Origin of the sequence: Rhodococcus sp. A14, assembly GCF_011603105.1 — a bacterium.
Lineage (GTDB): Bacteria > Actinomycetota > Actinomycetes > Mycobacteriales > Mycobacteriaceae > Rhodococcus_F > Rhodococcus_F opacus.
Genome location: NZ_JAAOQS010000034.1, coordinates 49,955 through 73,426 on the forward strand (window position 1 = coordinate 49,955; position 23,472 = coordinate 73,426).

At 68.8% G+C, this 23,472-nt stretch carries 23 protein-coding genes; 12 read left to right on the top strand and 11 right to left on the bottom strand.

From position 1 onward, the window contains the following. Positions 1–56 precede the first annotated feature (56 nt). The 6 genes from G9373_RS19475 to G9373_RS19500 form a co-directional block, all read right to left on the bottom strand. Positions 57–1,535, bottom strand: coding sequence for a HAMP domain-containing sensor histidine kinase (locus G9373_RS19475; RefSeq protein ID WP_005238658.1), 1,479 nt, complete (start codon positions 1,533–1,535; stop codon positions 57–59). Beyond that, positions 1,535–2,221: a response regulator transcription factor gene (locus G9373_RS19480; protein ID WP_005238656.1), complete on the bottom strand. Its 687-nt coding sequence runs from the start codon at positions 2,219–2,221 to the stop codon at positions 1,535–1,537. Before G9373_RS19480 ends, G9373_RS19475 begins: the two co-directional genes overlap by 1 nt. A 68-nt stretch (positions 2,222–2,289) precedes the next feature. After that, complete coding sequence (locus G9373_RS19485; RefSeq protein WP_005259907.1) at positions 2,290–2,898, bottom strand: trimeric intracellular cation channel family protein; 609 nt, start codon at positions 2,896–2,898, stop codon at positions 2,290–2,292. Between the two features lie 24 nt (positions 2,899–2,922). After that, positions 2,923–3,096, bottom strand: coding sequence for a 50S ribosomal protein L32 (gene rpmF / locus G9373_RS19490; RefSeq protein WP_005259908.1), 174 nt, complete (start codon positions 3,094–3,096; stop codon positions 2,923–2,925). A 64-nt stretch (positions 3,097–3,160) separates the two neighbouring features. Then, positions 3,161–3,415, bottom strand: a complete 255-nt coding sequence (locus G9373_RS19495; protein WP_167116251.1) for a type B 50S ribosomal protein L31 — start codon at positions 3,413–3,415, stop codon at positions 3,161–3,163. Next, positions 3,412–4,677, bottom strand: a complete 1,266-nt coding sequence (locus tag G9373_RS19500; protein WP_167116254.1) for a GTP-binding protein — start codon at positions 4,675–4,677, stop codon at positions 3,412–3,414. Before G9373_RS19500 ends, G9373_RS19495 begins: the two co-directional genes overlap by 4 nt. Before the next feature lie 96 nt (positions 4,678–4,773). On the opposite strand from G9373_RS19500, the gene rpmB reads away from it, so the two are divergent. Genes rpmB through rpsR form a run of 4 tightly spaced genes read left to right on the top strand, consistent with a single transcriptional unit; the run spans position 4,774 to position 5,759 of the window. Next, entirely contained in the window at positions 4,774–5,010 is a 237-nt protein-coding gene (gene rpmB / locus G9373_RS19505; protein WP_167116257.1) for a 50S ribosomal protein L28, read from the top strand. After that, positions 5,010–5,177, top strand: coding sequence for a 50S ribosomal protein L33 (rpmG, locus tag G9373_RS19510; protein WP_005238642.1), 168 nt, complete (start codon positions 5,010–5,012; stop codon positions 5,175–5,177). Before rpmB ends, rpmG begins: the two co-directional genes overlap by 1 nt. Before the next feature lie 12 nt (positions 5,178–5,189). Next, complete coding sequence (gene rpsN, locus G9373_RS19515) at positions 5,190–5,495, top strand: 30S ribosomal protein S14 (RefSeq protein WP_167116260.1); 306 nt, start codon at positions 5,190–5,192, stop codon at positions 5,493–5,495. A 9-nt stretch (positions 5,496–5,504) separates the two neighbouring features. Then, entirely contained in the window at positions 5,505–5,759 is a 255-nt protein-coding gene (gene rpsR, locus G9373_RS19520; RefSeq protein ID WP_005238639.1) for a 30S ribosomal protein S18, read from the top strand. Between the two features lie 61 nt (positions 5,760–5,820). On the opposite strand, the gene G9373_RS19525 is transcribed toward rpsR, so the two are convergent. The 3 genes from G9373_RS19525 to G9373_RS19535 all read right to left on the bottom strand — a co-directional run bounded on the left by G9373_RS19525 (position 5,821) and on the right by G9373_RS19535 (position 8,007). Further along, on the bottom strand, positions 5,821–6,414 hold the full coding sequence (locus G9373_RS19525) for a DUF305 domain-containing protein (protein ID WP_167116263.1): 594 nt from the start codon (positions 6,412–6,414) through the stop codon (positions 5,821–5,823). Between the two features lie 70 nt (positions 6,415–6,484). Beyond that, the gene (locus tag G9373_RS19530) at positions 6,485–6,874 is read right to left on the bottom strand and encodes a DUF6153 family protein (protein ID WP_346842838.1); all 390 of its coding nucleotides are present in this window, start codon (positions 6,872–6,874) and stop codon (positions 6,485–6,487) included. Between the two features lie 80 nt (positions 6,875–6,954). Continuing rightward, entirely contained in the window at positions 6,955–8,007 is a 1,053-nt protein-coding gene (locus G9373_RS19535; RefSeq protein WP_167116288.1) for a serine hydrolase, read from the bottom strand. 140 nt (positions 8,008–8,147) lie between these two features. On the opposite strand from G9373_RS19535, the gene G9373_RS19540 reads away from it, so the two are divergent. From G9373_RS19540 to G9373_RS19565, 6 genes are all read left to right on the top strand, one after another. Further along, a complete protein-coding gene (locus G9373_RS19540) occupies positions 8,148–9,077 on the top strand; it encodes an AEC family transporter (protein WP_167116268.1) in 930 nt (309 codons plus the stop codon). 14 nt (positions 9,078–9,091) lie between these two features. Continuing rightward, on the top strand, positions 9,092–9,556 hold the full coding sequence (locus tag G9373_RS19545; protein ID WP_005259920.1) for a hypothetical protein: 465 nt from the start codon (positions 9,092–9,094) through the stop codon (positions 9,554–9,556). 1 nt (position 9,557) lies between these two features. After that, positions 9,558–10,721 (top strand): MFS transporter, encoded by a 1,164-nt coding sequence (locus tag G9373_RS19550; RefSeq protein WP_167116291.1) that lies wholly within the window; start codon positions 9,558–9,560, stop codon positions 10,719–10,721. Between the two features lie 561 nt (positions 10,722–11,282). Beyond that, positions 11,283–13,100, top strand: a complete 1,818-nt coding sequence (locus G9373_RS19555) for a zinc ribbon domain-containing protein (RefSeq protein ID WP_167116270.1) — start codon at positions 11,283–11,285, stop codon at positions 13,098–13,100. Positions 13,101–13,225: 125 nt separating this feature from the next. Further along, the gene (locus tag G9373_RS19560; RefSeq protein WP_167116273.1) at positions 13,226–16,408 is read left to right on the top strand and encodes an NAD-glutamate dehydrogenase domain-containing protein; all 3,183 of its coding nucleotides are present in this window, start codon (positions 13,226–13,228) and stop codon (positions 16,406–16,408) included. A gap of 172 nt (positions 16,409–16,580) precedes the next feature. Then, positions 16,581–17,984, top strand: coding sequence for an NAD(P)/FAD-dependent oxidoreductase (locus tag G9373_RS19565; protein ID WP_120661294.1), 1,404 nt, complete (start codon positions 16,581–16,583; stop codon positions 17,982–17,984). 24 nt (positions 17,985–18,008) lie between these two features. Here the strand turns inward: G9373_RS19565 and G9373_RS19570 are convergent, their stop codons facing one another. Further along, complete coding sequence (locus tag G9373_RS19570; RefSeq protein ID WP_005259923.1) at positions 18,009–19,535, bottom strand: PucR family transcriptional regulator; 1,527 nt, start codon at positions 19,533–19,535, stop codon at positions 18,009–18,011. Between the two features lie 287 nt (positions 19,536–19,822). Between G9373_RS19570 and G9373_RS19575 the strand changes: the two genes are divergently transcribed. Further along, entirely contained in the window at positions 19,823–21,061 is a 1,239-nt protein-coding gene (locus tag G9373_RS19575) for an MFS transporter (protein ID WP_167116276.1), read from the top strand. A gap of 17 nt (positions 21,062–21,078) precedes the next feature. Beyond that, on the top strand, positions 21,079–22,728 hold the full coding sequence (locus tag G9373_RS19580; protein WP_167116279.1) for an amidohydrolase: 1,650 nt from the start codon (positions 21,079–21,081) through the stop codon (positions 22,726–22,728). Positions 22,729–22,746: 18 nt separating this feature from the next. Here the strand turns inward: G9373_RS19580 and G9373_RS19585 are convergent, their stop codons facing one another. Then, positions 22,747–23,370 carry a TetR/AcrR family transcriptional regulator gene (locus G9373_RS19585; RefSeq protein WP_183102198.1) on the bottom strand — a complete coding sequence of 208 codons (624 nt, stop codon included), beginning with the start codon at positions 23,368–23,370 and terminating at the stop codon, positions 22,747–22,749. Positions 23,371–23,472 lie beyond the last annotated feature (102 nt).

A 23,472-nucleotide genomic window follows, 5' to 3' on the forward strand; every position in this document is an offset into this window, starting at 1 on the left:
CCGGTGGGACTGAGAAGGTCCTGAGACCGGCCTTTGAGTTAGCCGTGACCCTGAGACTATTCCGCTCCGGGTTCACCCGGAAGGACGATCCGGATGAGCGCACCGCCCCGTTCCGAGACGTCGACGGCGATCGTGCCGCCGTGCTTGACCACCACCTGCCTGACGATCGCCAGTCCCAGCCCGGAGCCGGGCATCGAGCGCGACGCCGTCGATCGGTAGAAGCGGTCGAACACCAGCTCCCGATCCTCCTCCGGAATGCCCGGGCCCGCGTCGTCGACCGTCAGCTCGAGAAGTCCGTCGCCTGCCGGCTTCATCGCCACGCGCACCTGCTCACCGGTGGGACTCCACTTTGCCGCGTTGTCGAGCACGTTGAGCACCGCCCGCGACAGTCCCGCGTGGTCGCCGTAGACGAACCAGGGAACGGTGACGGCGGTGAAGTCGATCTCGTTGCGCCGGCGGCGTGCCCGCTCGAGGCTCCGATCCACCACTTCACTGAGATCGACTCTCTCGAAGACGGTTTCCGGTGCGTCCTCGCGGGCGAGATCCACGAGGTCGCCCACCAGCTGCGAGAGTTCCTCGATCTGCGCCACCACGTCCGTGCGCAATTCGGCCATGTCCTCGTCCGGAATATGCGGTGCGCCAGGACGACTCGACGCGATCAGCAACTCCATGTTGGTACGCAACGACGTGAGCGGCGTCCGCAGTTCGTGTCCGGCGTCGGCGACGAGCCTGCTCTGCCGCTCCCGCGATTCCGCGAGCGCCCTCAGCATCGTGTTGAAACTCTCGGTGAGCCGGGCGAGTTCGTCGTTGCCCGTCACCGGCATGGGCGTCAGGTCGTCGGTCCGGGCCACCCGTTCAGTGGCGGCGGTGAGCCGGGCGATCGGACGCAGACCGGTGCGCCCCACCGTCGTTCCGGCGGCGGCCGCGAGGACCACTCCGCACCCGCCGACGATGAACAGCACCCAGGCGAGCCGGTCGAGGACGGCGCCCGTCGGCGCCAGGCGCTGCGCGATCACCAGGGTGCTGCCATCCTGGGTGCGCTCGGCCAGCACCCGCTGATTGTCCGCCGTACGCAACGACGTGTCGCGCTCGCCGCGGGCCACGGACAGTTCGGGTTCACCGATGGGGACACTCGACCCCGGCGGCGTGTACGTGTCGAGGTCCGGGAAGATCAGCGCCACACTGATGTCCGTCGTGTACAGCGTCGCGCCCGCGATGTAGCGCGGATCGAACGTCACGAGATTGCTGTCGATGAGCGCCGACGCGCGGGTGCGCAACTGGTTGTCGACATCCGCGTACAGAGCCCGCGACACCACGGCGTACGCCGCGATCGCCATAACTGCCACCGCGATGGCCACCACGGACGCGGCGAGCAGCGTCACCCGCCACCGCAACGACACCGACCGCGTCAACGGCATCGGAGGTCGCATCTCGGGCGGTAACGGGATCGGGCCTGTGGGGTGCCGGGAAATGTGGTGCGAGTCGTGCTTCGCCGACCCCGACTTGTCGGCGGTCTTGTGGAACGGAACTGCCATCACGGAGGAGTCTCCCGCAGCACGTAGCCGACTCCGCGGACGGTGTGCAACAGGCGGGTCTCGCCGTCCGCCTCCGTCTTGCGGCGCAGATACCCGACGTAGACCTCCAGCGCGTTGCCGGACGTCGGGAAGTCGTAACCCCACACCTCCTCGAGGATGCGACCGCGGGTCAGCACCCGGCGCGGGTTGGCCATCAGCATCTCGAGGAGCGAGAACTCGGTGCGGGTGAGGCTGATGGACCGCTCGCCACGCGTCACCTCGCGGGTGACCGGGTCGAGCGTGAGGTCCTCGAACGTCATCTTCTCCGAGTCGATGCCCGGCTCGGGCGCGGCGCGGCGCAGCAGTGCGCGCAGCCGGGCCAGTAACTCCTCCAGGGCGAAGGGTTTCGGCAGGTAGTCGTCGGCTCCGGCGTCCAGGCCCGACACCCGCTCCGACACGGAGTCGCGCGCCGTGAGGACGAGAATCGGCAGGTCGTCGCCGGTACTCCGCAGCCGTCGGCACACCTCGAGACCGTCCAGGCGCGGCATCATCACATCGAGCACGAGCGCGTCGGGGCGCGCGTTCGCCACCTTCTCGAGAGCATCGATACCGTCGACGGCCAGTTCCACCGAGTACCCGTTGAAGCTGAGGGACCGCCGTAGGGACTCCCTCACGGCGCGATCGTCGTCGACCACCAAAATGCGCATACCCGACAGTTTGGCCCGATCAACTGAGATATGTCTGAGAAGGGATCATCGAAGTGCCCTGGCGGCGGTCACTCGAGGACCCGCGGACCCGGCAGACCCCAGTTCCGCCACAGCGCCAGCACCCGGAGCGCCGACGCGAACACGGTGCCCACCACCAGCGCCACGTCGGTGCCCGAACCCCACTCGCTCACCACGACCACCAGCGCCGAACCGAGCAGCGCCGGCACCGCGTAGAAGTCCCGCTGCAGCAGCAACGGGACCTCGTTCACCAGCACGTCGCGCAGGATCCCGCCGCCGATCGCCGCCGTCCCGCCGATCAGACACGACGCGAGCGGGCTCGCCCCGTGGTCGAGCGCTATCACCGCGCCCGTGCTCGCGAAAAGGCCCATGCCCAGAGCGTCGAGCACCAGGATCTCCCGGCGGAGTCGCCCGACTGTCGAGTGCAGGAAGAACACCAGCAACGACATGCCGAACGACGTGCCGAGGTTCGGCCAGCTACCCAGCGACGTCGGCGGTTGGATGCCCAGCAGGACGTCGCGGACGATGCCGCCACCGAGAGCGGTGAAGACACCGACCACGCACACACCGAAGATGTCGAGGCGCTTCGTCACCCCCACCAGGGCGCCCGAGGCCGCGAACACCGCGATGCCCACCAGTTCCAGGATGTACAGCAGCACCCGCCAAGGTTCGCACGGGGAGCGTCACTTTCCGGCCGGGTCCACCAATCCCAGCTTCACGGCCTTCACCAGCCGGCGGGGCACGCGATGCGTCGCGCCGCCCACCGTCACCTCGACGAGGTCGGGTGCCTGGGCCTTCCACTGCGATCTCCGGCTGCGTGTATTGGACCGCGACATTCTGCGTTTCGGTACTGCCATGGTGTGCCTCCTCCTTCGTCGTCGACCCGTGAGTACTTGTTAACCGCCCGCGGTTAATAAGTACTCACGGGCGCTTGCGCACTCCGTAGCGGCGTTCGAACTTCTCGACGCGGCCCGCGGTGTCCATCACGCGCTGCGCGCCGGTCCAGAACGGGTGCGACTCGCTGGTCACGTCCACGACCACCAGCGGATAGGTGTTGCCGTCCGCCCAGAGGGCGGTGCGGTCGCTGGTCACCGTCGACCGCGTGAGAAACGTGGTTCCGGTGCTCGCGTCCTGGAAGACCACGGGGTGGTAGTCGGGGTGGATGTGGGGCTTCATTCGTGTCCCTCTCTCGATTCGGGTTCTACGTAGGGTGATTCGCTGCTCTCGCAGGGGTCTTCGTGGAACTGCCCGAACGGGTCGGGCCACGACTGCCAGGCCGCCTCGTCCGCGAGTTCGTCGTCGGTGACGAGCGCCCACTGCAGCGTGCGGTCGATCTCGGTGGGGTCGGCCGCATGCACCAGCACCACCATCGAGGTGTGCCGGTCGCCGAAGCGCTCGTCCCAGCACAGCGCGGCCATCGCGCGGCGCGCGATCCCGACCTGTTCCTGTTGCTCCGGGGTCATCGCGGCCAGCCAGCGGTCGGCACTGGCCACCCGCAGTCCCCCACCGGCCGACTCGAGCCACAGTGCCTCGTCCGGCTGCGTCGCAACCCAGACGCGTCCGCGAGACGTGACGACCCCGTCGAGGAGGACGTCGACGGCCTCGTGCAGTCGTTCCGGATGGAACGGCCGGGTGGCGGTGAACTCGACGAGCATGACGCCGCAGTCGTGGGACAGCGGCGGCTGCCCGCGCAGCAGCGGTGAGTGGGCGTGGGACGGCTCACCGCGCCGCGCGGCGGCCGGGATGTCGCGGAGCAGGCGTTCGACGTCGGGCGCGTCCCCGTCCCAGATGATCGGCGCGCCGGGGGCAAGCCGGGCCAGGACGGCGTGGAGCCGGGCCTGCTGCCAGCCGTCGCCGGCACTGCCCGACACCACCAGGGCGTCGGCGAAGTCCACCTGCCCGACCGCTACCTGCGCGACGGTGCGGTCGTCGTCGAGTGCTTCGTCGCCGGTGGCGTCGGCCAGCCACGATCCCGCGTCGACGCAGGTGACGACGCCGTCGACGCGCACGTCCCGCGATGCCGGGCCGTCGATCTGGCCCACCACACCGGACACCGCCACGTGCTCGACCGCCCAGCACACCGCCTCGGGTTCGAGCCGGCGGTCGAGGTGCAGCACGATGCGCTGCACCGAACTGCGGGTGTGCAGGCGGCGGAGCAGCGGGAGTAGGTCCTCGCGCAGCGTGCAGGAGATGCAGCCGTGCGCCAGTTCGAGGATGCCGAGGCGCTCGCGCGGCGCCCCCGACTCCAGCGTGGTGACGGTGCGGCGCACGACGCCTTCGTGCACGAGGTCGAGGTCGTGATGCACGACGACGGTGCCTTCGCGGAGCAGCGACCGCGCCGCGTCCTCGGTGGGGCCGTTCCAACCGGAAACCAGGATCAGCGGCGTCCGGCCGTCGAGTATCTCACTCACGAGCACCCTTTCGATAACGATTGTCATTACGTGGACGGAACGCTACATTGGAATCTCGTCGTTGTCGAAAATGATTGTCATAACCCTTGCGGCGGTTCCGCGAGGGGACAGAGAGGAACGCCCATGTCGGCGCACTGCCAGGTGACCGGACGCCAGCCAGGATTCGGCAAGTCCGTGTCGCACTCCCACAAGCGCACCAACCGGCGCTGGGATCCGAACATCCAGAAGAAGACGTACCTCCTGCCCAGCGAGGGCAGACGGGTCACCCTCACGCTCTCCGCCAAGGGCATCAAGACCATCGACCGGGACGGCATCGAGGCCGTCGTCGCCCGGATCCGCGCCCGCGGGGACAACATCTGATGGCCGCCCGCAACGAGATCCGCCCGATCGTGAAGCTGAAGTCGACGGCAGGTACCGGATACACGTACGTGACCCGCAAGAACCGCCGCAACGACCCCGATCGTCTGGTGATGAAGAAGTACGACCCGGTCGTGCGGAAGCACGTCGATTTCCGAGAAGAGAAGTAGAAGACACCGCACATGGCCAAGAAGTCGAAGATCGCGAAGAACGAGCAGCGCAAGATCGTCGTGGCACGCTGGGCCGAGCGCCGCGCGGAGCTGAAAGAGACCATCCGCCGTCCATCGAGCAGCGCAGACGAGCGCGCGGAGGCCCGGGCGGCACTGCAGCGTCTGCCCCGCGACGCGAGTCCGGTACGATTACGCAATCGAGACGCTGCGGATGGACGTCCGCGCGGCCACCTGAGGAAGTTCGGGCTCTCTCGCGTGCGTATTCGCGAGATGGCGCACCGCGGGGAGCTGCCAGGCGTCCACAAGTCGAGCTGGTAAAGGAAGCAGATGGCAGTCAAGAGAGCACCGTCGAAGAAGCCGCGTCCCGTCGAGGGCCGCAAGCCCAAGAAGAACCCGTTGTTCGCGGCCAAGATCGAGTACGTCGATTACAAGGACATCAACCTCCTCCGCACGTTCATCTCGGACCGCGGCAAGATCCGTAGCCGCCGCGTCACGGGCCTGACCCCGCAGCAGCAGCGTCAGGTTGCCGTTGCCGTCAAGAACGCTCGCGAGATGGCTCTGCTGCCCTTCACGAGCCGGTAACTCACGTAAGCAACGAAAAGGCCGCGTAATCCTCGGATTACGCGGCCTTTCGCCATTCCGGTCAGCCGAGCGCGGCCTGCATGTCGGTGATCTCCTTCTGCTGAGCGGTCACGATGTCGGTGGCCATCTGCCTGGCCTCCGGGTTCTCACCGTCGGCCAGTTCGGTGTTCGCCATGTCGATCGCGCCCTCGTGGTGCGCGATCATCATGGTCAGCCATTGCCGGTCGAACTCCGTGCCCGACAATGCCGTCAGGGCGTCCATCTGATCGGCCGACATCATTCCGGCGCCGTGGTTCATGTCGTGCATGCCGGACATGTCGGGCGTCGGAACCGGTTGTCCCCACTGCTGGAGCCAGGTGGTCATCCGGTCCATCTCGGGTTGCTGCGCCGCCTTGATCGCGGCAGCGAGAGCGACCACCTCGGCGTTGTCGGTGTGACCGGCGACCATGTCGGACATCTCCACCGCCTGCGCGTGATGCGGGTACATCCCTTCCAGGAACGCGACGTCGGCGTCGTTGAACTGCGCCTGCGATTCGACGGCGGAGGTCGACGCACCGGACGTCGACGAGGTGCCTGCCGAGTCGGTGCCGCAGCCGGTCAGGACGAGAGCCGCACCTGTCGCGGCGGCGATCAGGGCAGTGATGGTGGTACGCATGGGGAACTCCTCGAAATCGATTCGGGAAATGACAGTCGGATCCGCCGGGGCACACGCCCCGGGCTCCCTGTCACACCCGCAGGATCGAGAGTTCCGCCAAAGAAAGCACCGTCCACGGTGGTGGTCCGCGCCCCGACTGCACACGGTCGGCGCTCACCCGCGACCGCCGCTCGGCAGGATCCACGGAATGCCACCACAGCAACATCACCGACGTCAGCGCGGCGATCACCACGATCACGCCGGCACACTGATGTCCGGTGAGATGGGGTTGCTCGCAGCCGTCCCCGCCGCAACCGTGGGGGTCTTCGGAGTGGGACGCGGTGGCCGAGGGCCGCTCGTGTGCCGCGGCAATCGCGGTCGGCGCGATCAGGCTGTGCATGAGGAGCACCCCGGCGGCGACGGCGATCAGCAGCGCGGCACGCGCCACGACTGTGCGCCTCCGCCCGGTTGCCGTCTCCACACGACCACTGTAACCGGACATACCCAGCGGGGGTACCCAGGCACGTGAGTGACAATGTGTGCCCCGGGACGCGAAAACACTCACATGGGGGTGTGGGCGAGGATCTCCAGACCCTGCTGCTCGAGTCCGCCGATGGTGTCGGTGAGGATGACGAGCCCGCGGTCGTTCTCGCGGTCGAGCACGACGGTGCACTGGAAACCGCCGGTCGCGCCGCCGTGCAGCGTGTAATCGCGGCCTTCGAACGGGACGATCGACCACGTCAGCGCGCGGTAGTTGTCGCCGATCCACCGCGGGTCCATGGCCACGCTCCCGGGGACCGTCCCGTCGAGGAGCGCCCGGACGTAGGTCGACATGTCGTTCGCGGTCGACCGCAACCCGCCCGCCGGGGCGTAGGCGTCCAGCGGCCACGGGTCCTGTGACCGGTGCAGGACGTCGAATCCGCGGGTGACGTTCGGGGGCAGGTCGGCGGTGGTGAGCGGCATCCACGACTGCGACAGTCCGAGGGGGGCGAGCATGCGCTCGCGGAGCAGCGACGGGTAGTCGGTGTGCGCGGCCGCGGCCAGCGCCTGGCCGAGCAGCGCGAAGCCGACGGTCGAGTACGAGTACGTGCCGCGGGTAGTGAGGGGCGCCGACTGCAGTTGCTGCAGCAGGGTGTCCCGGTCGTACGTGAACGGGTTGGACGCGACCACCCAGTGCCCGACGGCCACCACGGTGTCGGTGCTCATCGGGAACTGCGCCAGCCCGGACGTGTGGGACGCCAGCTCGAGCAGTGTCACGTCGCCGACCGGTGCGCCCTGCAACGGCAGCACATCCCCGACCTTCGTGTCCTCGCGCACCTCACCCCGGGCGACGGCGTCGACGAATAGTTCCGCGGTGAACGTCTTGGTGACGGAACCGATCTCGTAGTCGGCGTCTTCGGTGGCCCCGAAATTCGCGAACCGGGTGCCGGACGCGTCGATGTACGCGACGCTCGCGTTCTCGCGGTAGCTGCGCCCGAGGACCTGCCCGGCGAGCGCGATCAGTTGCGGATCCCCACTCGACGGCGGGGCCAGCGCCGACGCCACGGGAGCCGCGCCCCAGGCGAGGGTCCACGCGCAGAACAGCGCACAGAGGACGGTCGTTCGACGCAGTATTGCGACTCCTCGAGCGCGACGGAACGCGCGCACAGACGATCTCCCCGACCGGACGCTATTGTCACCCACCCGAACGCCGAGCACTAGACTTCGGAAGGTTTGCCGACAGGGGCATACCTGTCGAGGAGGTGCCCCGCAGCGTGTCGGGAGTGGTTGCGGGATTCACCGTCATATTCGTCATCATCGCCATCGGCTATCTGCTCGGCCGTCGCGGGACGCTGGGCGCGGAGGGCGAAACCGTTCTGGGCAGGCTGGTGTTCTTCGTCGCCACACCGGCGCTGCTGTTCGATTCCCTCGCATCGTCCGACCTCTCCGTGATCTTCTCCCCCACACTCGCCGTCGCGGCTGTCACGGCATTGACGGTCGGCGCACTGTACATGGTCGTCGCGAGAGTGTGGTTGCGCAGGTCCCTTCCGGAACTGACGATCGGCGCACTGTCGGCGTCGTACGTGAACTCCGCGAATCTCGGCATTCCCATCGCGGTGTTCGTCCTGGGGGACGCGTCGTTCGTGGCGCCGCTGCTGCTGTTCCAGATCATCGCGTACTCCCCCATCGCCCTCACCATCCTCGACGTCACCACGCTCCGGCGCGGCGCGTCGCGGCTCGACACGATCACCGCGCCGTTCAAGAACCCTATCGTCGTGGCGGGTGCCGCGGGACTGCTGATCGCACTCCTCGGCTGGACACCCCCGGAAGCCCTGATGCAGCCGTTCCGGCTCATGGGTGGCGCGTCGGTGCCAGGTGCGCTGCTCGCGTTCGGCATCTCGCTGTACGGGGTGCGGGTGCTGGAGAAGGGGACGAGCCCGCGACGCGACATCGCGCTGGCGTCGGTGCTCAAGATCGTGGTGCAACCGGTGCTGGCCTACCTGATGGCGCGCTATCTGCTCGGGCTCGACGGCCACGAACTGTTCGCCATCGTGGTGGTGGCGACGCTGCCCACGGCACAGAACGTCTTCGTCTACGCCAGCCGGTACGGGGTGGGAACGGTGCTGGCACGAGACACGGCTTTCGTCACGACTTTGGCTGCGATTCCGGGGATTGCGCTGGTCTCCGGCCGGCTCGCGGGATGAGGTTACCGTGGCATATGCGCGTAATCGCCCTCGCAGTGCTGGCCTGCCTCGCCCTCGCCGGATGCGGGTCCGGTTCGAGCACCGACGAACCGACGATTCCCCCGGAGATCGCGTCCGCAGTGGATCCCAGCCCGACCAATCCGTCGTCGGGAATGCCGATTCCCTCCGAAGTGCCCGGCGACGAATTCGGCACCGTCTTCGAGTCGCGCCCTGACATCGTCCGGGCGAATCCGACACCGTTCGAGTCGTGGTCCCGCGCGGACGGCAACAAGGTGGCGATCCACTTCGTCACCGGAACCCCGGAGTGCTACGGCGCCGACGCGACCGTCACCGAAACCGACACCACCGTCACGATCTCGCTGCGCACCGGCACCCTCCCGGAGGCCGCCGACAAGATGTGCATTCTCGTCGCTGTGTTCGGCACCCTCGAAGTCCCGTTGCAGGCGCCGCTCGGCGATCGCCGGGTGATCAACGGATGACCTGGTGAAGCACTGGTTCCGCAACGTCTGCATTGCCACTGCTCTCCTCCAGGCCGTCTATCACGCTGTCCGCGTTCTCGTCTCCTACCGCGTCCTCGCGCTCAGCGGCGACGCCGTCACGATCGGGATCGTCACCGCCCTGTTCTCGCTGGCACCGCTGCTCGTCACGGTCCGGATCGGACGCGCCGTGGACCGGCGGCACGCCGCCGCGGTCCTGCGGACCGGTGTGCTGCTGACCGCACTGGGTGTCCTGGTGATTGCGGCGAGCGGCGACCTGATCGTCCTTGCGCTCGGCAATGTCGTCCTCGGGTTCGGCCAGATCCTCGTGACCGTCGCGGGGCAGGGATTCATCACGCTCCTCTCCCCACCCGGTGAACTGGATCGGGGTTTCGCCGGATTGACCCTCGGCGTCTCGGTCGGCCAGGCCATCGGTGTCCCGCTCGTCGGACTGATCGTGACGGGAAGCTCGGACGGCGGCGCCGTCGAAACCACTCTGGCGTTGACGGTGATGGGGGCGGTGTCGCTGGCCACGATCCCGTTCGCCTGGCCGATACGCGAACGCCCGCAAGCAGCGGAGCCGCCGTCGCCCGGCGACCGGCAGTCCGTGTTCAGCATGATCTCGACGACGGGGATGCGGCCGGCCGTGTTCAGCAGTCTGATCGTGCTGGCGTCGGTCGACGTCGTCGTCGCGTACCTCCCCGTCCTCGGGCACGAGTTCGGTTTCAGCGTTCTGCTGGTGTCGTTGTTGCTGACCGCGCGGACCGCGGCGTCGATCGTGTCACGCGCGTTCCTGCCGTGGCTGCTCACCCGGGTGTCGCGGCAGAAGCTGCTGATCTCCGCCACGCTGTGCTCGGCGCTGCCCACCGCCCTGCTGCCATTCGTGCCCGACCCGGTCGGGATGGCGCTGCTCCTCGTCGTGGCCGGATTCTTCTGGGGCATCGGTCAACCACTGACGATGACCTGGGTGGCAGGGCTCGTCACCGCTGCCAACAGGGCCGCCGCGTTGTCGCTGCGCCTGACCGGGAACCGGCTCGGGCAGGTACTGATTCCGCTGGCCGCAGGCGCCGCGGCGGGGGTCGCGGGCACGTCGTCGATCTTCGTGATCACCGGCGGACTGCTCGGCACCGCAGCGATCTCCACCTGGCGAGCTGTGAGTACTTGTTAACCGCCCGCGGTTAACAAGTACTCACAGGCTTCCCGCTGTTGATCGAATTTCTGTGACTATCTCATAGTAGCTATTACTGTCTGCGACAGGTGGATTGGTGAGGCTCCGGAGTACCTGGGCATGTCGGTGGCGGGGTGCGTTAGGCGGCGTCGAGGGCCGGTTGCCGTCTCGGCGTACCGGTGCGGGGCACCGGATATTTGATCTCGCGGATCTGGACGTTGACCTGGGCAGGCCCGCGTCGGGTTCGGTGTCGCCGGAACGTGTGGAGGCGCTGTATTACCGGGTGCCGGGCTCCGCAGGGCAAGAGTCATCGCTGGAAAACCGGGCGAGACCGGTTGGCCGGGTTCGTCGGTGGCGTGGATCGAGCGTTAGTTGTCGTAGGTGGGGTTTACTGTCCGGGTTGGGCGCGATCGGGGCGACACCTTGCTGGTAAAGGAGCTGGTGGATGACTTCATGGGTGTTGTTGGGGTCGCTTCCCGGCGGTGCCGCCGGCCGCGGTCGCAGCGGAATCAGCGCAGGCGGCGGGGCGACGCCTCACCACGGTGGGGGTCGCGATAACCGATGAGTACCAGCGGGGATCGTCGGACTGAGATTGCGGCGCGGCAGTTTTCGGTGACCACCCGCGCCCATGCGGCGGTCGACGATGCGACCGGCGAGTCGATCGGCCTCGACGACGTCGACACCTGGGTGGGGTGGCTGCTCGACCTGATCACCGCGGCCGGCGCCGAGTTGGTGTCGCGGCTGTGGCTGCCGGCGACGTTCGATGTGCTTGCCGCCGGTCGTGACCGTCAGGACCGTAGGTTGCCCACGCAGGGTCACGTCGCCGCGGCACGTCTCGGCTGGAACCCGATCTTTCCGGACGGGGTCTATGTGCCGTCGCGGGTGACCCGGGTGGTGACGGCGCAGGTGATGGCGACCCTGCGGACCTTGGCCTACCGGGACGCCGCGATCGCGGCACTGTCGGCCCGGTTCGATCCGGCTACCGGTCGGCTGACGGCACTCACCGCCGCCGCGGACTATGTGCCGGCGGGTTTCGCTCGAGGAGTGCGACGCCAGCTCGTCGCACGCTCACGCAGGGACGGCGGGGTACCGGCCGGCCGATTGCGGATCACCGACCTGCAGGGACCACCCCGGATGGCGGCGATGGCCCAACTGTCGGCCGCCGATCGGCAACTCGCGCAGATCACCGTGGCAGACCGTGAGCTGGTGTTGACGGTGAAGTTGCCGACCTGCCCGACCCCGGCCGGGCGGGCGCAGTGGCGCAGTGTCCGGCTGACCGCGGCCATCCCCGAGCATCTGTACGGCAGGGCGATCACCGACTGGCATCTGCCGACCCTGGTCCTCGACCACCGGGGCCTGCTGTGGCGGTGCGCGGCCACCGAACTCGTCCCCGCAGCCGACCTGGAATCGGCCACGATCGCGGCGGGGGTGGATTGGTCCCCGACCACTCTGGGTGCCGCCGCCATCGTGGCAGAGGGTTCCGGCGGGTTGTCCTCGAACTTCCGGGGTTGGACCTACGACGACCGCGGGCTCGGGATCAAACTGGCGCGCCTGCAAGCGGAGGGGCAGCTGCTGCACGCCAAGGCGGCCCGGTTGACACGGCTGTCCGCCACCGCCCCACCCGAGGTGCGCGCCGAACTGGAGGCGAAGATCGTCGTCCTCGACGCGCACCGCACCGCGGTAGGTGCCAAGAGAGGCAGGATCAACCGGGAACTGGCCTTCGACTTCGCCCGTCAGGCCACCGACTACGCCGCCGCCGCGGGCGCGCAGGTGATCGCGGTCGAGGATCTCACCACCCTCGAGACCCGCGGACACGGACGGGTGAACAACAACCGGGCCGCGCAGTCCGCCCGCCGCAAAGCGGTCGCGGCCCTCGCGCACACCGCCGCAGGTCTCGGCATCACGGTGGTCTCGGTGCCCGCCCGAGGATCCTCCGCACAGTGTCCGGGCTGCGACGAACCGCTCTCCCGCCCCGGCGGCTATCACGACGCGTGGTGTCCTCGCTGCCGGGTCGGTGGTAACCGCGACCACGTGGCGGGGGTGAACCTGGCCAAACGCGCATTGCTCGGCAAGAACAACGTCACTCGTCGGCGGGGGCAGATGCCCGCGGTCCGGGCGGCCGAACATGCACTGGTGCGCCAGTGCCGGGACAAGCACGGTCCCACCCCGAGCAGACCACGGCACCGCCGGGTCCGCCGCAGCCTCCCTGACGTGACACAGCGGTTGGAGGTGAATCCGAAACAGCGTGTTCCTGCACCACAAGCGTCGGTGTGGGACACGGTCAAACCCACACCACCGCACGGTGATACCGGTAGCCGTGACACACGTACATCTCAGGCGTCCGCCATACTAGTGGCAGATAGTGTGAGATCTACGTAGACGCTCCGAAACGTCGCGTCCGTCGCCGTACGACGCTCCACTTCGTCGGATGTGGCGTGCGTCTCTTCTCGACACACTGGTTCCCAAGTCACGCGTTTGCCAGATCAGGGGTCAGGAGCCACACGATGAGCTATACCGGTGTCATTCCGAGCACGACCGACACACCCCGTCCACGCCAGGACGAGGCCGCCGTGTCGAGCGCGGTCCTGGCGTCCGGAGGGACCACTCCGCGGCTGCGATTCGTCGACACCGCGGATGCACTGCCCGAACCGGCCGCCGTCATGGTCTGGCCGCAGGGCACCCCGCTGCTCGCCGAGTTGGTCGCACTGTTCGCGGACCTCGGGTTGCGGGTCGCGTCCCACGAACAGCTGCTCGCGGGCGAGCCCGGCAGCCCGCTGGTCCACCGGTTCGACTTCAGCACCGGCGACTTCGCCTGGGACGCCGAAACTCCGGGCCTGCTGTCCGACGCGTTCGAGGCCGCCGCCGCCGGACATCTGGAGGTCGACGGATTCACCCGCCTCGTCGCCGCGGCGAACCTGACGTGGACGGACGCCGTCCTGGTCCGGGCGGCTTGCCGCTACCTCCGCCAGGTGGGGCTGGGACTGTCGGAACCCAACATCGTGGCGATCCTGTTGCGGCACAGCGATTTCGTGCGCGGATTCCGCGACCTGTTCACCGCCCGTTTCGATCCCGCTGTCGCCGGCCCCGACCGTGACAGCGCCGTCGCGGACGCGGAGCGCGTGCTGCTCGACGCGATCGACCGCACCGCGACAATGGACGAGGACCGTCTACTCCGCGGCCTGCTGTCGTTCACGTCGGCGGTGCTGCGCACCAACTGGTTCCAGCACGACCGCACGATCAGCGCCGCCCCCGCCGCGTTCAAGATCGACCCGTCGCTGCTGTCGCTGTCCGCGGCCGTGACCCCGTACCGCGAGATTTTCGTGCACTCGCCGATCGTCGAGGGCAGCCACGTCCGCAGCGGTCCGGTCTCGCGCGGCGGCCTGCGGTGGTCGGACCGCAAGGACGATTTCCGCACCGAGGTTCTGGGTCTGATGAAGACACAGCACGTGAAGAACTCGCTGATCGTTCCGATGGGCGCGAAGGGCGCGTTCGTGGTGCGCACCGAGACGACGCCCGACGCGGTCCGCGCGGCATACACGAGTTTCATCGACGGACTGCTCGACGTCACCGACGACATCGTCGACGGCGAGGTGGTCCACCCCCGCGACACGGTGATCTACGACGACGCCGACCCCTATCTGGTGGTGGCCGCCGACAAGGGCACGGCCCGATTCTCCGACCTGGCCAACAGCATCGCGACGCGTCGCGACTTCTGGCTAGGCGACGCGTTCGCGTCCGGCGGCTCCGCCGGCTACGACCACAAGGCGATGGGCATCACGGCGCGCGGCGGATGGGTCTCCGTCCGCAGGCATTTCGCCGAGATGGGCAAGAACGTCGACACCGACGCGTTCACGGTGGTCGGCATCGGCGACATGTCCGGCGACGTGTTCGGCAACGGGATGCTGCTCAGCCGCGCCATCCGGTTGGTCGGCGCGTTCGACCACCGGCACATCTTCCTCGATCCCGAACCGGATTCCGAGGCGTCCTACCGGGAGCGCGAGCGCCTCGCGTCCGTGCCCGGCAGCAGCTGGGACGACTACGACCGGAGCCTCGTGTCGGCGGGCGGCGGCGTGTGGCCGCGGACGGCGAAGAAGATCCCGCTGTCGCCGCAGGTGCGTGAACGCCTCGGCGTCACCGCCACCGAACTCCCGCCCCACGAGGTGGTGAAGGCGCTGCTGACCGCGGACGTGGATCTGCTGTGGAACGGCGGAATCGGAACGTACGTCAAGGCTTCCGCCGAGGGGCACGCCGACGCCGCCGACCCGGCCAACGACGCCGTCCGGGTGGCGGCGAGCGATGTGCGCGCCGCGGTGATCGGTGAGGGCGGCAACCTCGGCCTCACGCAGCGCGCCCGCATCGAGTACGCGCTGAACGGCGGCCGGATCAATGCCGACTTCATCGACAACGCCACCGGGGTCGCCACGTCGGATCGGGAAGTGAACCTGAAGGTCGCGCTGGACGCGGCCGTGGCGGCCGGCGAACTCCCCGCCGAGGAACGGAACACGCTGCTCGCCCGCGTCCAGGACGAGATCGGCGAATCGGTGCTCGCCGACGCCGCCTCCCAGACCCTCGCCATCAGCCTCGCCGAGGTCCACGCACCGTTCCTGCTCGGACGCCACGAGCGGCTGATCGAGAACCTCGAGCGGGACGCCGGGATCAGCCGGTCCGCGGAGGTCCTGCCGTCGGCGGCGGAACTGTCGGCGCGGCACCGCGCGGGCCAGGGACTGGTCCGGCCGGAGATCGCGGTTCTGCTCGCACAGTCGAAGAACCTCGTCGTCACCGAACTGCTCGCCTCCCCCGTGCTCGACGATGCCGTGTTCGACGGTGTTCTCGCCGACTACTTCCCGGCATCCATCCGCGAACGCGTCCCCCAGCAGATCAGCGGTCACCGGCTCGCCCGGGAGATCGTGGCCGTCATCGTGGCCGGCGACATGATCGACCGTGTCGGCCCCGGCCTGATCCACCGCCTCGAGGAGCGGCTCGGCGTCGGCACCCCCGAGATCACCGTCGCGTACGCGGTGGTGCGGCAGGTGTTCGACATCGACCGCCTGTGGAACGAGGTCCTCACCCTGCCCGGCGCATCCCACCGGACCCGGCTGAACCTGCACTTCGGCATCCAGGACCTGATCGAGCGCACCACGTCGTGGCTGCTGCGGCATCGCACCGCCGGCACGGATGCGCAGGCGCTGATCGAGCGCTTCGCGAAGCCGGTCCAGGAACTCGCCGCCGCACTGCCGCGCCTCACCGGTGTGCCCGCCCAGGACCTGGGCACGCTGCGGATCCTGGCGCAGGGCTTCGCCCTGGAGACCACCGCGCAGTCGCTCGACCTGCCGATCACCCAGGTCGCCGAGACGTACCGCGAATTCGGCCGGGTGGTGGGCCTCGACTGGCTGTCGGAACGGTTCTCCGTCGGCGAGACCGGGACCGCCTACTGGGAGGCCATGGCGGGAGCCGTCCTCGTCGACAACCTGCAGGAGCACTGGCACGGCCTGATCGGACTGGTGTTGCGCGACGCCTCGCCCGCGACGTCCGCCGCCGACGCCGTCGCCGCCTGGCTGACCGAACACACCACCGCCGCGGACCGCCTGGCACAGATGCTCGGCGAGCTGCGGAGCCACGACCGCGTGGACAACTCGAGCATCTGCGTCATCGATGCCGAACTGTCACTCGCGCTCACCCGCTGTTAGGGCGTGTCTCCCAATCTCTCTCGGATGCACCTGGCGAAACAATCGTCGTCCGGCAAGGCGGAGGAGAAGCCGATACCGCTGTTGTATCGGCGCCGACGACAACGCAGCAGGGCGGCGATTGGGCGCCAGGAGCGCCGAAACGGGGATTGGGAGACATGCCCTACCGAACCACATTTCACGAACCCGTCAGCACTTCAACCAAAGGAGCTCGAAAGTGCCTACTCTCCAACGTGATGTCGCCATCGTCGGCGCCGGCCCGTCCGGCCTGGCCGCAGCCACCGCGCTGCGCAAGGCGGGGCTGTCCGTCGCGGTCCTGGAGGCGCGCGACCGCGTGGGTGGCCGGACCTGGACCGACACCATCGACGGCGCGATGCTGGAGATCGGCGGCCAGTGGGTCTCCCCCGACCAGACGACGCTCATCTCCCTGCTCGACGAACTCGGACTCGAGACGTTCGACCGGTACCGCGAGGGTGAGTCCGTCTACATCTCCGCCGCCGGCGAACGCACCCGCTACACCGGCGAATCCTTCCCCGTCGACGAGACGACCCGTAAGGAGATGGACCGGCTGATCCAGATCCTCGATGACCTCGCCGCGCAGGTCGGCGCCGAGGAGCCCTGGGCGCACCCGCTGGCCCGCGAACTGGACACGATCTCGTTCAAGCACTGGCTGATCGAGCAGTCCGACGACGCCGAGGCCCGCGACAACATCGGCCTGTTCATCGCAGGCGGCATGCTGACCAAGCCCGCACACTCGTTCTCCGCGCTGCAGGCCGTGCTCATGGCCGCGTCCGCCGGATCGTTCTCGCACCTGGTGGACGAGGACTTCATCCTCGACAAGCGCGTCATCGGCGGCATGCAGCAGGTGTCGATCCGGATGGCGGCCGCCCTCGGCGACGACGTCTTCCTGAACGCGCCGGTGCGCACCGTCCAGTGGAGCGAGGACGGTGCAGTCGTGCTGGCGGACGGGGACATTCGCGTGGAGGCGTCCCGCGTCGTGCTCGCCGTCCCGCCGAACCTGTACTCCCGCATCTCCTACGACCCGCCGCTGCCGCGCCGCCAGCACCAGATGCACCAGCACCAGTCGCTGGGACTCGTCATCAAGGTGCACGCCGTGTACGAGACCCCGTTCTGGCGTGAAGACGGTCTCGCCGGCACCGGATTCGGCGCGTCCGAGGTCGTCCAGGAGGTGTACGACAACACCAACTACGAGGACAGCCGGGGAACCCTCGTCGCGTTCGTGTCGGACGAGAAGGCCGACGCCATGTTCGAACTGAGTGAAGAGGAGCGTCGGGCCACCATCCTCGGTTCGCTCGCCCGCTACCTCGGACCGAAGGCTGCCGAGCCGGTCGTCTACTACGAGTCCGACTGGGGCTCCGAGGAATGGACCCGGGGCGCGTACGCCGCGAGCTTCGACCTCGGCGGCCTGCACCGGTACGGCAAGGACACGCGGACGCCGGTCGGACCGTTCCACTTCTCCTGCTCGGACATCGCCGCCGAGGGCTACCAGCACGTGGACGGCGCCGTGCGGATGGGTCAGCGCACCGCCGCGGACATCGTCGCCCGCCTCGGGAAGTAATCCCGTCCGATCATCGCCTGGCAGTCACGACTGCCGGGCGATGATCGCGAGCAGCAGTTCGGCGCGCACCCGCGCCACGTCCAGCCTGCAGTCGATCAACGACTCGATCCGCGCCATGCGGCTGCGCAGGGTGTGCCGGTGCACGCCCATCGCCGCGGCCGCCGACTCCCAGTGCCCGTTCGCCTCGAGGAACGCCCGCAGCGATCCCAGCAGTTCCGTGCCGTTGGTGCGGTCGTAGTCGTCGATCGGCGCGATCATCGTGTCCGCCAGGGAGTTCAGCACCTCCCGCGTCGAGCTGAAGGCGAGCAGCGCGCTACCGGTCAGCGCCGCGAACTCCAACGGCTCGGCCCCGGCCTCGGCGGCCGACGCGGCGAGCTGGGACTGTTCGATGGCCGCCACCAGACCGGCGACCTCCCGCTTCCCGCTCAGCCCCGCACGGATCGCCTTCCGCGCCGGCCCGGACAGTCCGCGTAGCATCGCCCGCGCGAAGTCCACGTCGTCGGTGCCCCGCAGCAGAACGGTGACCCGCGTGTCGTGACGGCGCGAGAAGAGTTGCCGCCCGGCCTTGTTCATGGCGACCGCGACCGCCGACTCCACCCGTTCCGCGAGTGCCGGTGTCTCGGCCACGACCGTGAGTCCACGGACCATCCCGTCCGCGTCTGCGGCGTGCCGGATCTGCGACCAGGCGGGCGCGAGGTCGCGGTCCTCGGTGAGCAGCAGGCCGAGGGCGTGCGAGTTGAGCCGGTTCTGTGCGGTCCGGAGCCGCACCGGCTTCTCGAAATCCAGCGCGAGCAACGAGTTCGCGTGACCGAGCAGAATCTGGTCGACGTGGCTGAGCGCGGTGGGGCTGATCACGGCGAGGTGCCCGTGCGGTGTGCTGCCGACGCTGATCTGCTGCACGGTGATCGACGCGCCCGACCGTGCCAGTGACACGCTGCTCGATGCCCCGCCGGTGCCCGCCTCCAGCACTTCCCGCAGTTCCCCGATCACATCCTCCGCCGGCTGCGCCGGATGGGACTCCAGCACCCGGCCGGACAGGTCGAGGAGCAGGACGGTGGCCGACGTTGCGACGGCCAGCTCGCGCACGGTGGCGCCGGTGCCGCCCTGGATGACGGCGCGGGTCATCCGCGGTTGGGCCCGGGACGCGCGCAGCACCGCCTCGTACTCCTGCTCCGCGAGTCGGTTCATGACCCGCTTGACCACGGCCGCGAAGGGTGTCGGCAACGGCACCTCGAGCAGCGGCAGCCCGATCTCGTCGGCGACGGCCACGAGGTCCTCGGGGACCTCCGGATGCGAGAGACCGGTGCCGAACCCGACCGCCGCCACCCCGGCTTCACCGAGGCCGCGCAGGTATCGGGCCCGGTCGGCGGCGGTCAGCGGAAGCCGGATGCCGGTGGTGAGGAGTAATTCTCCGCCGGAGAGCCACCGGAAGGGGTCCTGCAGTTCGGTGGTGTGGGCGAATGTGATCTCGTTGCCGAGACCGGCGGCGCCACCCTTCAGCTCGAGAGCCAGGTCCGGCTGGGACAACATCCAGCGAACGGGAACGGTCATGTCGGCTCCTGCGCATTGCGGTCGGGTCCGTGCCACCCTGACCGGTCGGGATCGGGATAGCGCTGGACAAATTGGCCAGCGGAGCACGGACGACTACTCCATTGTGTCAGACGTCGACCCTCGGGCAACGCCGAAACCCAACATTAACGAATTGAGTTCGTTTGACCCCTTGCGTACGGGACGCGCCCTCCGCATACTTAACGAATCCCATTCGCTAAGTGACCCACGTCTCACGCGGGCGCCACCCGAGACACGGAGTTGTCGTTGACCCACCCCAGGAATCCCACGTGACCATCGCCGTCCGCGTCCCACTGACACTCGGCCGAGGTATCGCCACGTTCAGCGTCTTCGTCGTCGGCTACATCACGGCCAATCTGATCCCGCTCATGATCATCGCGATGGTGGACGATCTCGGCATCACCCAGACCGTCGCCGGCGCCGTCCTCACCGGCTCCCTGCTGGCCACCGCACTCGTCTGCCTCGCGACGACCCGGTGGGCGGCGGGGCGCTCGCGCCACCTGCTCGGCCGCGTCAGCCTCGTCGTGATGGCCGCGGGATTCGCCGTCGCCGCCACCGTCCACTCGGCCCCGATCGCGTGCGTCGCGATCATCGTCGGCGGGATCGGTGCCGGTGGCGCGGTCGCGGTCGGCGGGGCGGCTCTGGCCGCGCTGAACAATCCGAACCGGGTGTCCGGGATCAACGGGCTCGTCAACCGCACCGCGGTCACCGGAATACTGGCACTGATCCCGATCCTCGGCCTGCACATGACCAATGCCTTCGGGATCGTCGCGGTACTGGCGCTGGCGACGGTCTTCACGATCAGCTGGTTGCCGTCCGCCCCCGCCGTCGAGGACGACTCGGCGAGCACCGCGCACACACCAACCCCGTTGCCCGAGGGCGTCACCGAGAGGCAACTGGCCGTTGCCGGCTTCACCCTGCTCGTGCTCTTCGCGATCTGGGCGATCGGCGAGGACTCGTTGTGGGCGGTGTCCGGCATCATGGGCGCCGAACACGCCGCCCTGACGGAACAGCAGATGGGTCTGGCCCTCAGCCTCTCCACCGCGGGCGGCATCGGCGCCGCCCTCGTCCTGACCGCGCTCGGGTCACGCCTCGGACGCACCGTCCCCACCGCCGTCCTCCTCGTGCTCGGCGCGGCCCTCAAACTGGGCTCGTGCCTGGCCACCGATTCGACGACGTATCTGGTGCTCATCATCGCCTGGAACACGGTGTACGCCGCGGCCTTCATCTACGTGGTGGCCATCGCGGCCGCGCTGGACCCATCCGGCCGCTGGTCCGCCCCGCTCCTCGGGACGTATCTGGTGGGGTCCGCATTCGCCCCGCTCTTCGGCACCCTCGTGACCGGCGCAGTCGGCTACGTCGCGTTCGGCTTCGTCCTGGCGGGCATCAGCCTCGTCCTGCTCGTCCCGATCGTGTCGATCGCCCGCCTGTCGACGCGCACCGAGCGGGCCTCCGCGTCACCCGGACAGGACCCCACTGCCCGGTACACCACTTCGGTCGTCGTCTGACGGAAAGAGAGAACACCATGAACACCGACACGACGACCCACTACCGCGGCGGCCGGATCTTCACCGCCGCCGAACCCGCCTGGGCCGAGTCGATGATCGTCGAGGGCGATCGCCTCACCTACGTCGGCGACACCGCGACCGCCGACACGCTGTCCGGCGACGCCCGCGTCGTCGAACTCGGCGGGGCCTTCGTCCTGCCCGGCTTCATCGACGCCCACACCCACCTGCTGATGATGGGCCAGGCCCTCCAGAAGGTGGACCTGCAAAGCGCCGCCGATCTGAACGACATCCAGGACCGCATCCGCCGATTCGCCGCCGAGAACCCGGACGCACCCCGGCTCCTGGGACGCAGCTGGCTGTTTTCGGCACTCGACGGGCACCCGCCGACCCGGCAGATGATCGACGCGGCCGAGGCCGACCGTCCCGTGTACCTCGATTCCAACGATGTGCACTCGGCGTGGGTGAACACGGCCGCGCTCCGCGAACTCGGCATCGACGCGGACACTCCCGACCCGATCGGCGGCCGGATCGAGCGCGACCCCGTCACCGGCGAGGCCACCGGCATGCTCTACGAGACGGCGGTGACCCAGATCGTGTGGCCCGCCCTCGCGAAGCTGGTCAGCGACACCGAGCGGGATGTCGCCCTCGCGGCGGCGTTCGAGCAGTATCTCGCGGACGGCGTCACCGGAGCGGTCGACATGGCGCTCGGCGCGGACGAACTCGAGGCGCTCGAACGCGCACTGGCCGCCGGCGGGGAGACGCTGCCGCTCCGGGTGGCCGGGCACTGGCTGATCGAACGAACCGATTCGGACGAGGACAACGTCCGCCAGGTGCACGAGGCGGTGGAGCACCACCGGCGACTGCAGGGTCCGTGGCTGCGGATGGCCGGGATCAAGATCATCATCGACGGCGGCATCGACAGCTGCACCGCGGCGATGAAGGAGCCGTACTCGGACGGCACGAACGCCGAACCGATCTGGGATCTCGCCTCGCTGGCACCGGTGGTCGTCGCAGCGGATGCCGCCGGCCTACAGGTGGCGCTGCACGCGATCGGCGACGAGGCGTCGGAGATCGCGCTCGCCGCGCTCGAAAAGGCGATCGCCGCCAACGGGATTCGACCGCGTCGGCACCGGATGGAGCACCTGGAGACGATCACGAAGGACAACGTGCAGCGGCTTGCGCGCCTCGGCGTCGTCGCGTCGATGCAGCCGGTCCATGCCGATCCGGCGATCCAGGACAACTGGCGGGCGATGCTGGGCGACCATCGGGTCGAGCGGGCGTTCCCGTGGCCCGAGATGACCGCCGCGGGCGCCGTCCTCGCGCTGGGGTCCGACGCCCCCACGGCGCCGCATCCCCCGCTGCCCAACATGTACATCGCGACGACGCGCAAGTCCGCGATCGATCCGGCGCTCGCACCCAACCTGCCCGAGTACGCACTGCCGATGGCCGACGCGCTCGCGCACGCCACCCGCGACGCCGCCTACTCGTGCCGCTGGGACGACCTCACCGGTCAACTCGTCACGGGCAAGGCCGCCGACTTCGTGGTCCTCGACGGTGATCCGTTCACCGCCGGCGCCGATTCCCTCCTCACCGCGCGGGTGCAGCTGACCGTGGTGGCCGGCTCGGTGCGCCACGAAGCGGAGGTGGCAGGCAGCCACCCGGCGTAGCCGACGCAGCCGGCCCGGTCAGTCCCGTTCGGCTGCGGCGTCTTCCGTGACGCCGCAGCCGATCTGCTCACAGAACCCCAGCATCGCCGTGCGCGCGGCATCGACGGTGATGAGACTGTTTCCCCCGACGATGTGCAGCCCGTAGGCGTCCTCGAGGGCCACCAGATTCATTGCCGCCTGGTCGATGTCGCCGCGCACGGTGAACTCCCCCGCCGCGTGCCCGTCGCCGAGGATGGCGCGGTACGTCGCGAACTGACGCAGATACATCTTCTGGACAAGTTCGTCGTGCAGCGCCGAAGTGCCTGTCATGAAGTCGAATTCGTACAACAGCCGCATCAGGGTGTCGTCGGGACCGCTCGGCAGCCCGGCGTCGATGGCCGTCCGCAGCTTGGCGGCGTACGACGACTGCGCGGCCACCGCCTCGTCGCGCAGGTCACAGTAGCGCTCGGTGCCCGCCCGGTGGGCCTCGACGAGAAGCGAATCCAGATCGTCGAAGTAGTAGAGCAGCGCGCCGCGCGTCAGGCCCGCGCGCTTCGCGACATCGGTCAGGGACAGCGACCTGAGCCCGTGCGCGGATCCCGCCTGGAGTGTCGCCTCGATGAGCTCGGAACGCCGCTGCTTCTGAGTGTTCGGTCGCGCCATGCCGTTGACACTAGCCGACGTGATCTGTGACACTCGGCCCAGTTGTTTGACGGACCTGTCAAAAAACTATTTCGCCCCTCCCCCTCCCCGAACGGACAGCTC

Bases quoted from the DNA above. Each gene is read 5' to 3' on its own strand.
- G9373_RS19580 (WP_167116279.1), top strand. From the start codon at position 21,079: ATGAACACCGACACGACGACCCACTACCGCGGCGGCCGGATCTTCACC.
- G9373_RS19570 (WP_005259923.1), bottom strand. From the start codon at position 19,535: ATGACCGTTCCCGTTCGCTGGATGTTGTCCCAGCCGGACCTGGCTCTC.
- rpsR (WP_005238639.1), top strand. From the start codon at position 5,505: ATGGCAGTCAAGAGAGCACCGTCGAAGAAGCCGCGTCCCGTCGAGGGC.
- G9373_RS19495 (WP_167116251.1), bottom strand. From the start codon at position 3,415: ATGAAGCCCCACATCCACCCCGACTACCACCCCGTGGTCTTCCAGGAC.
- rpmF (WP_005259908.1), bottom strand. From the start codon at position 3,096: ATGGCAGTACCGAAACGCAGAATGTCGCGGTCCAATACACGCAGCCGG.
- rpmG (WP_005238642.1), top strand. From the start codon at position 5,010: ATGGCCGCCCGCAACGAGATCCGCCCGATCGTGAAGCTGAAGTCGACG.
- rpsN (WP_167116260.1), top strand. From the start codon at position 5,190: ATGGCCAAGAAGTCGAAGATCGCGAAGAACGAGCAGCGCAAGATCGTC.
- G9373_RS19525 (WP_167116263.1), bottom strand. From the start codon at position 6,414: ATGCGTACCACCATCACTGCCCTGATCGCCGCCGCGACAGGTGCGGCT.
- G9373_RS19475 (WP_005238658.1), bottom strand. From the start codon at position 1,535: ATGGCAGTTCCGTTCCACAAGACCGCCGACAAGTCGGGGTCGGCGAAG.
- G9373_RS19555 (WP_167116270.1), top strand. From the start codon at position 11,283: ATGAGTACCAGCGGGGATCGTCGGACTGAGATTGCGGCGCGGCAGTTT.
- G9373_RS19545 (WP_005259920.1), top strand. From the start codon at position 9,092: ATGCGCGTAATCGCCCTCGCAGTGCTGGCCTGCCTCGCCCTCGCCGGA.
- G9373_RS19585 (WP_183102198.1), bottom strand. From the start codon at position 23,370: ATGGCGCGACCGAACACTCAGAAGCAGCGGCGTTCCGAGCTCATCGAG.
- G9373_RS19500 (WP_167116254.1), bottom strand. From the start codon at position 4,677: ATGACAATCGTTATCGAAAGGGTGCTCGTGAGTGAGATACTCGACGGC.
- rpmB (WP_167116257.1), top strand. From the start codon at position 4,774: ATGTCGGCGCACTGCCAGGTGACCGGACGCCAGCCAGGATTCGGCAAG.
- G9373_RS19560 (WP_167116273.1), top strand. From the start codon at position 13,226: ATGAGCTATACCGGTGTCATTCCGAGCACGACCGACACACCCCGTCCA.
- G9373_RS19480 (WP_005238656.1), bottom strand. From the start codon at position 2,221: ATGCGCATTTTGGTGGTCGACGACGATCGCGCCGTGAGGGAGTCCCTA.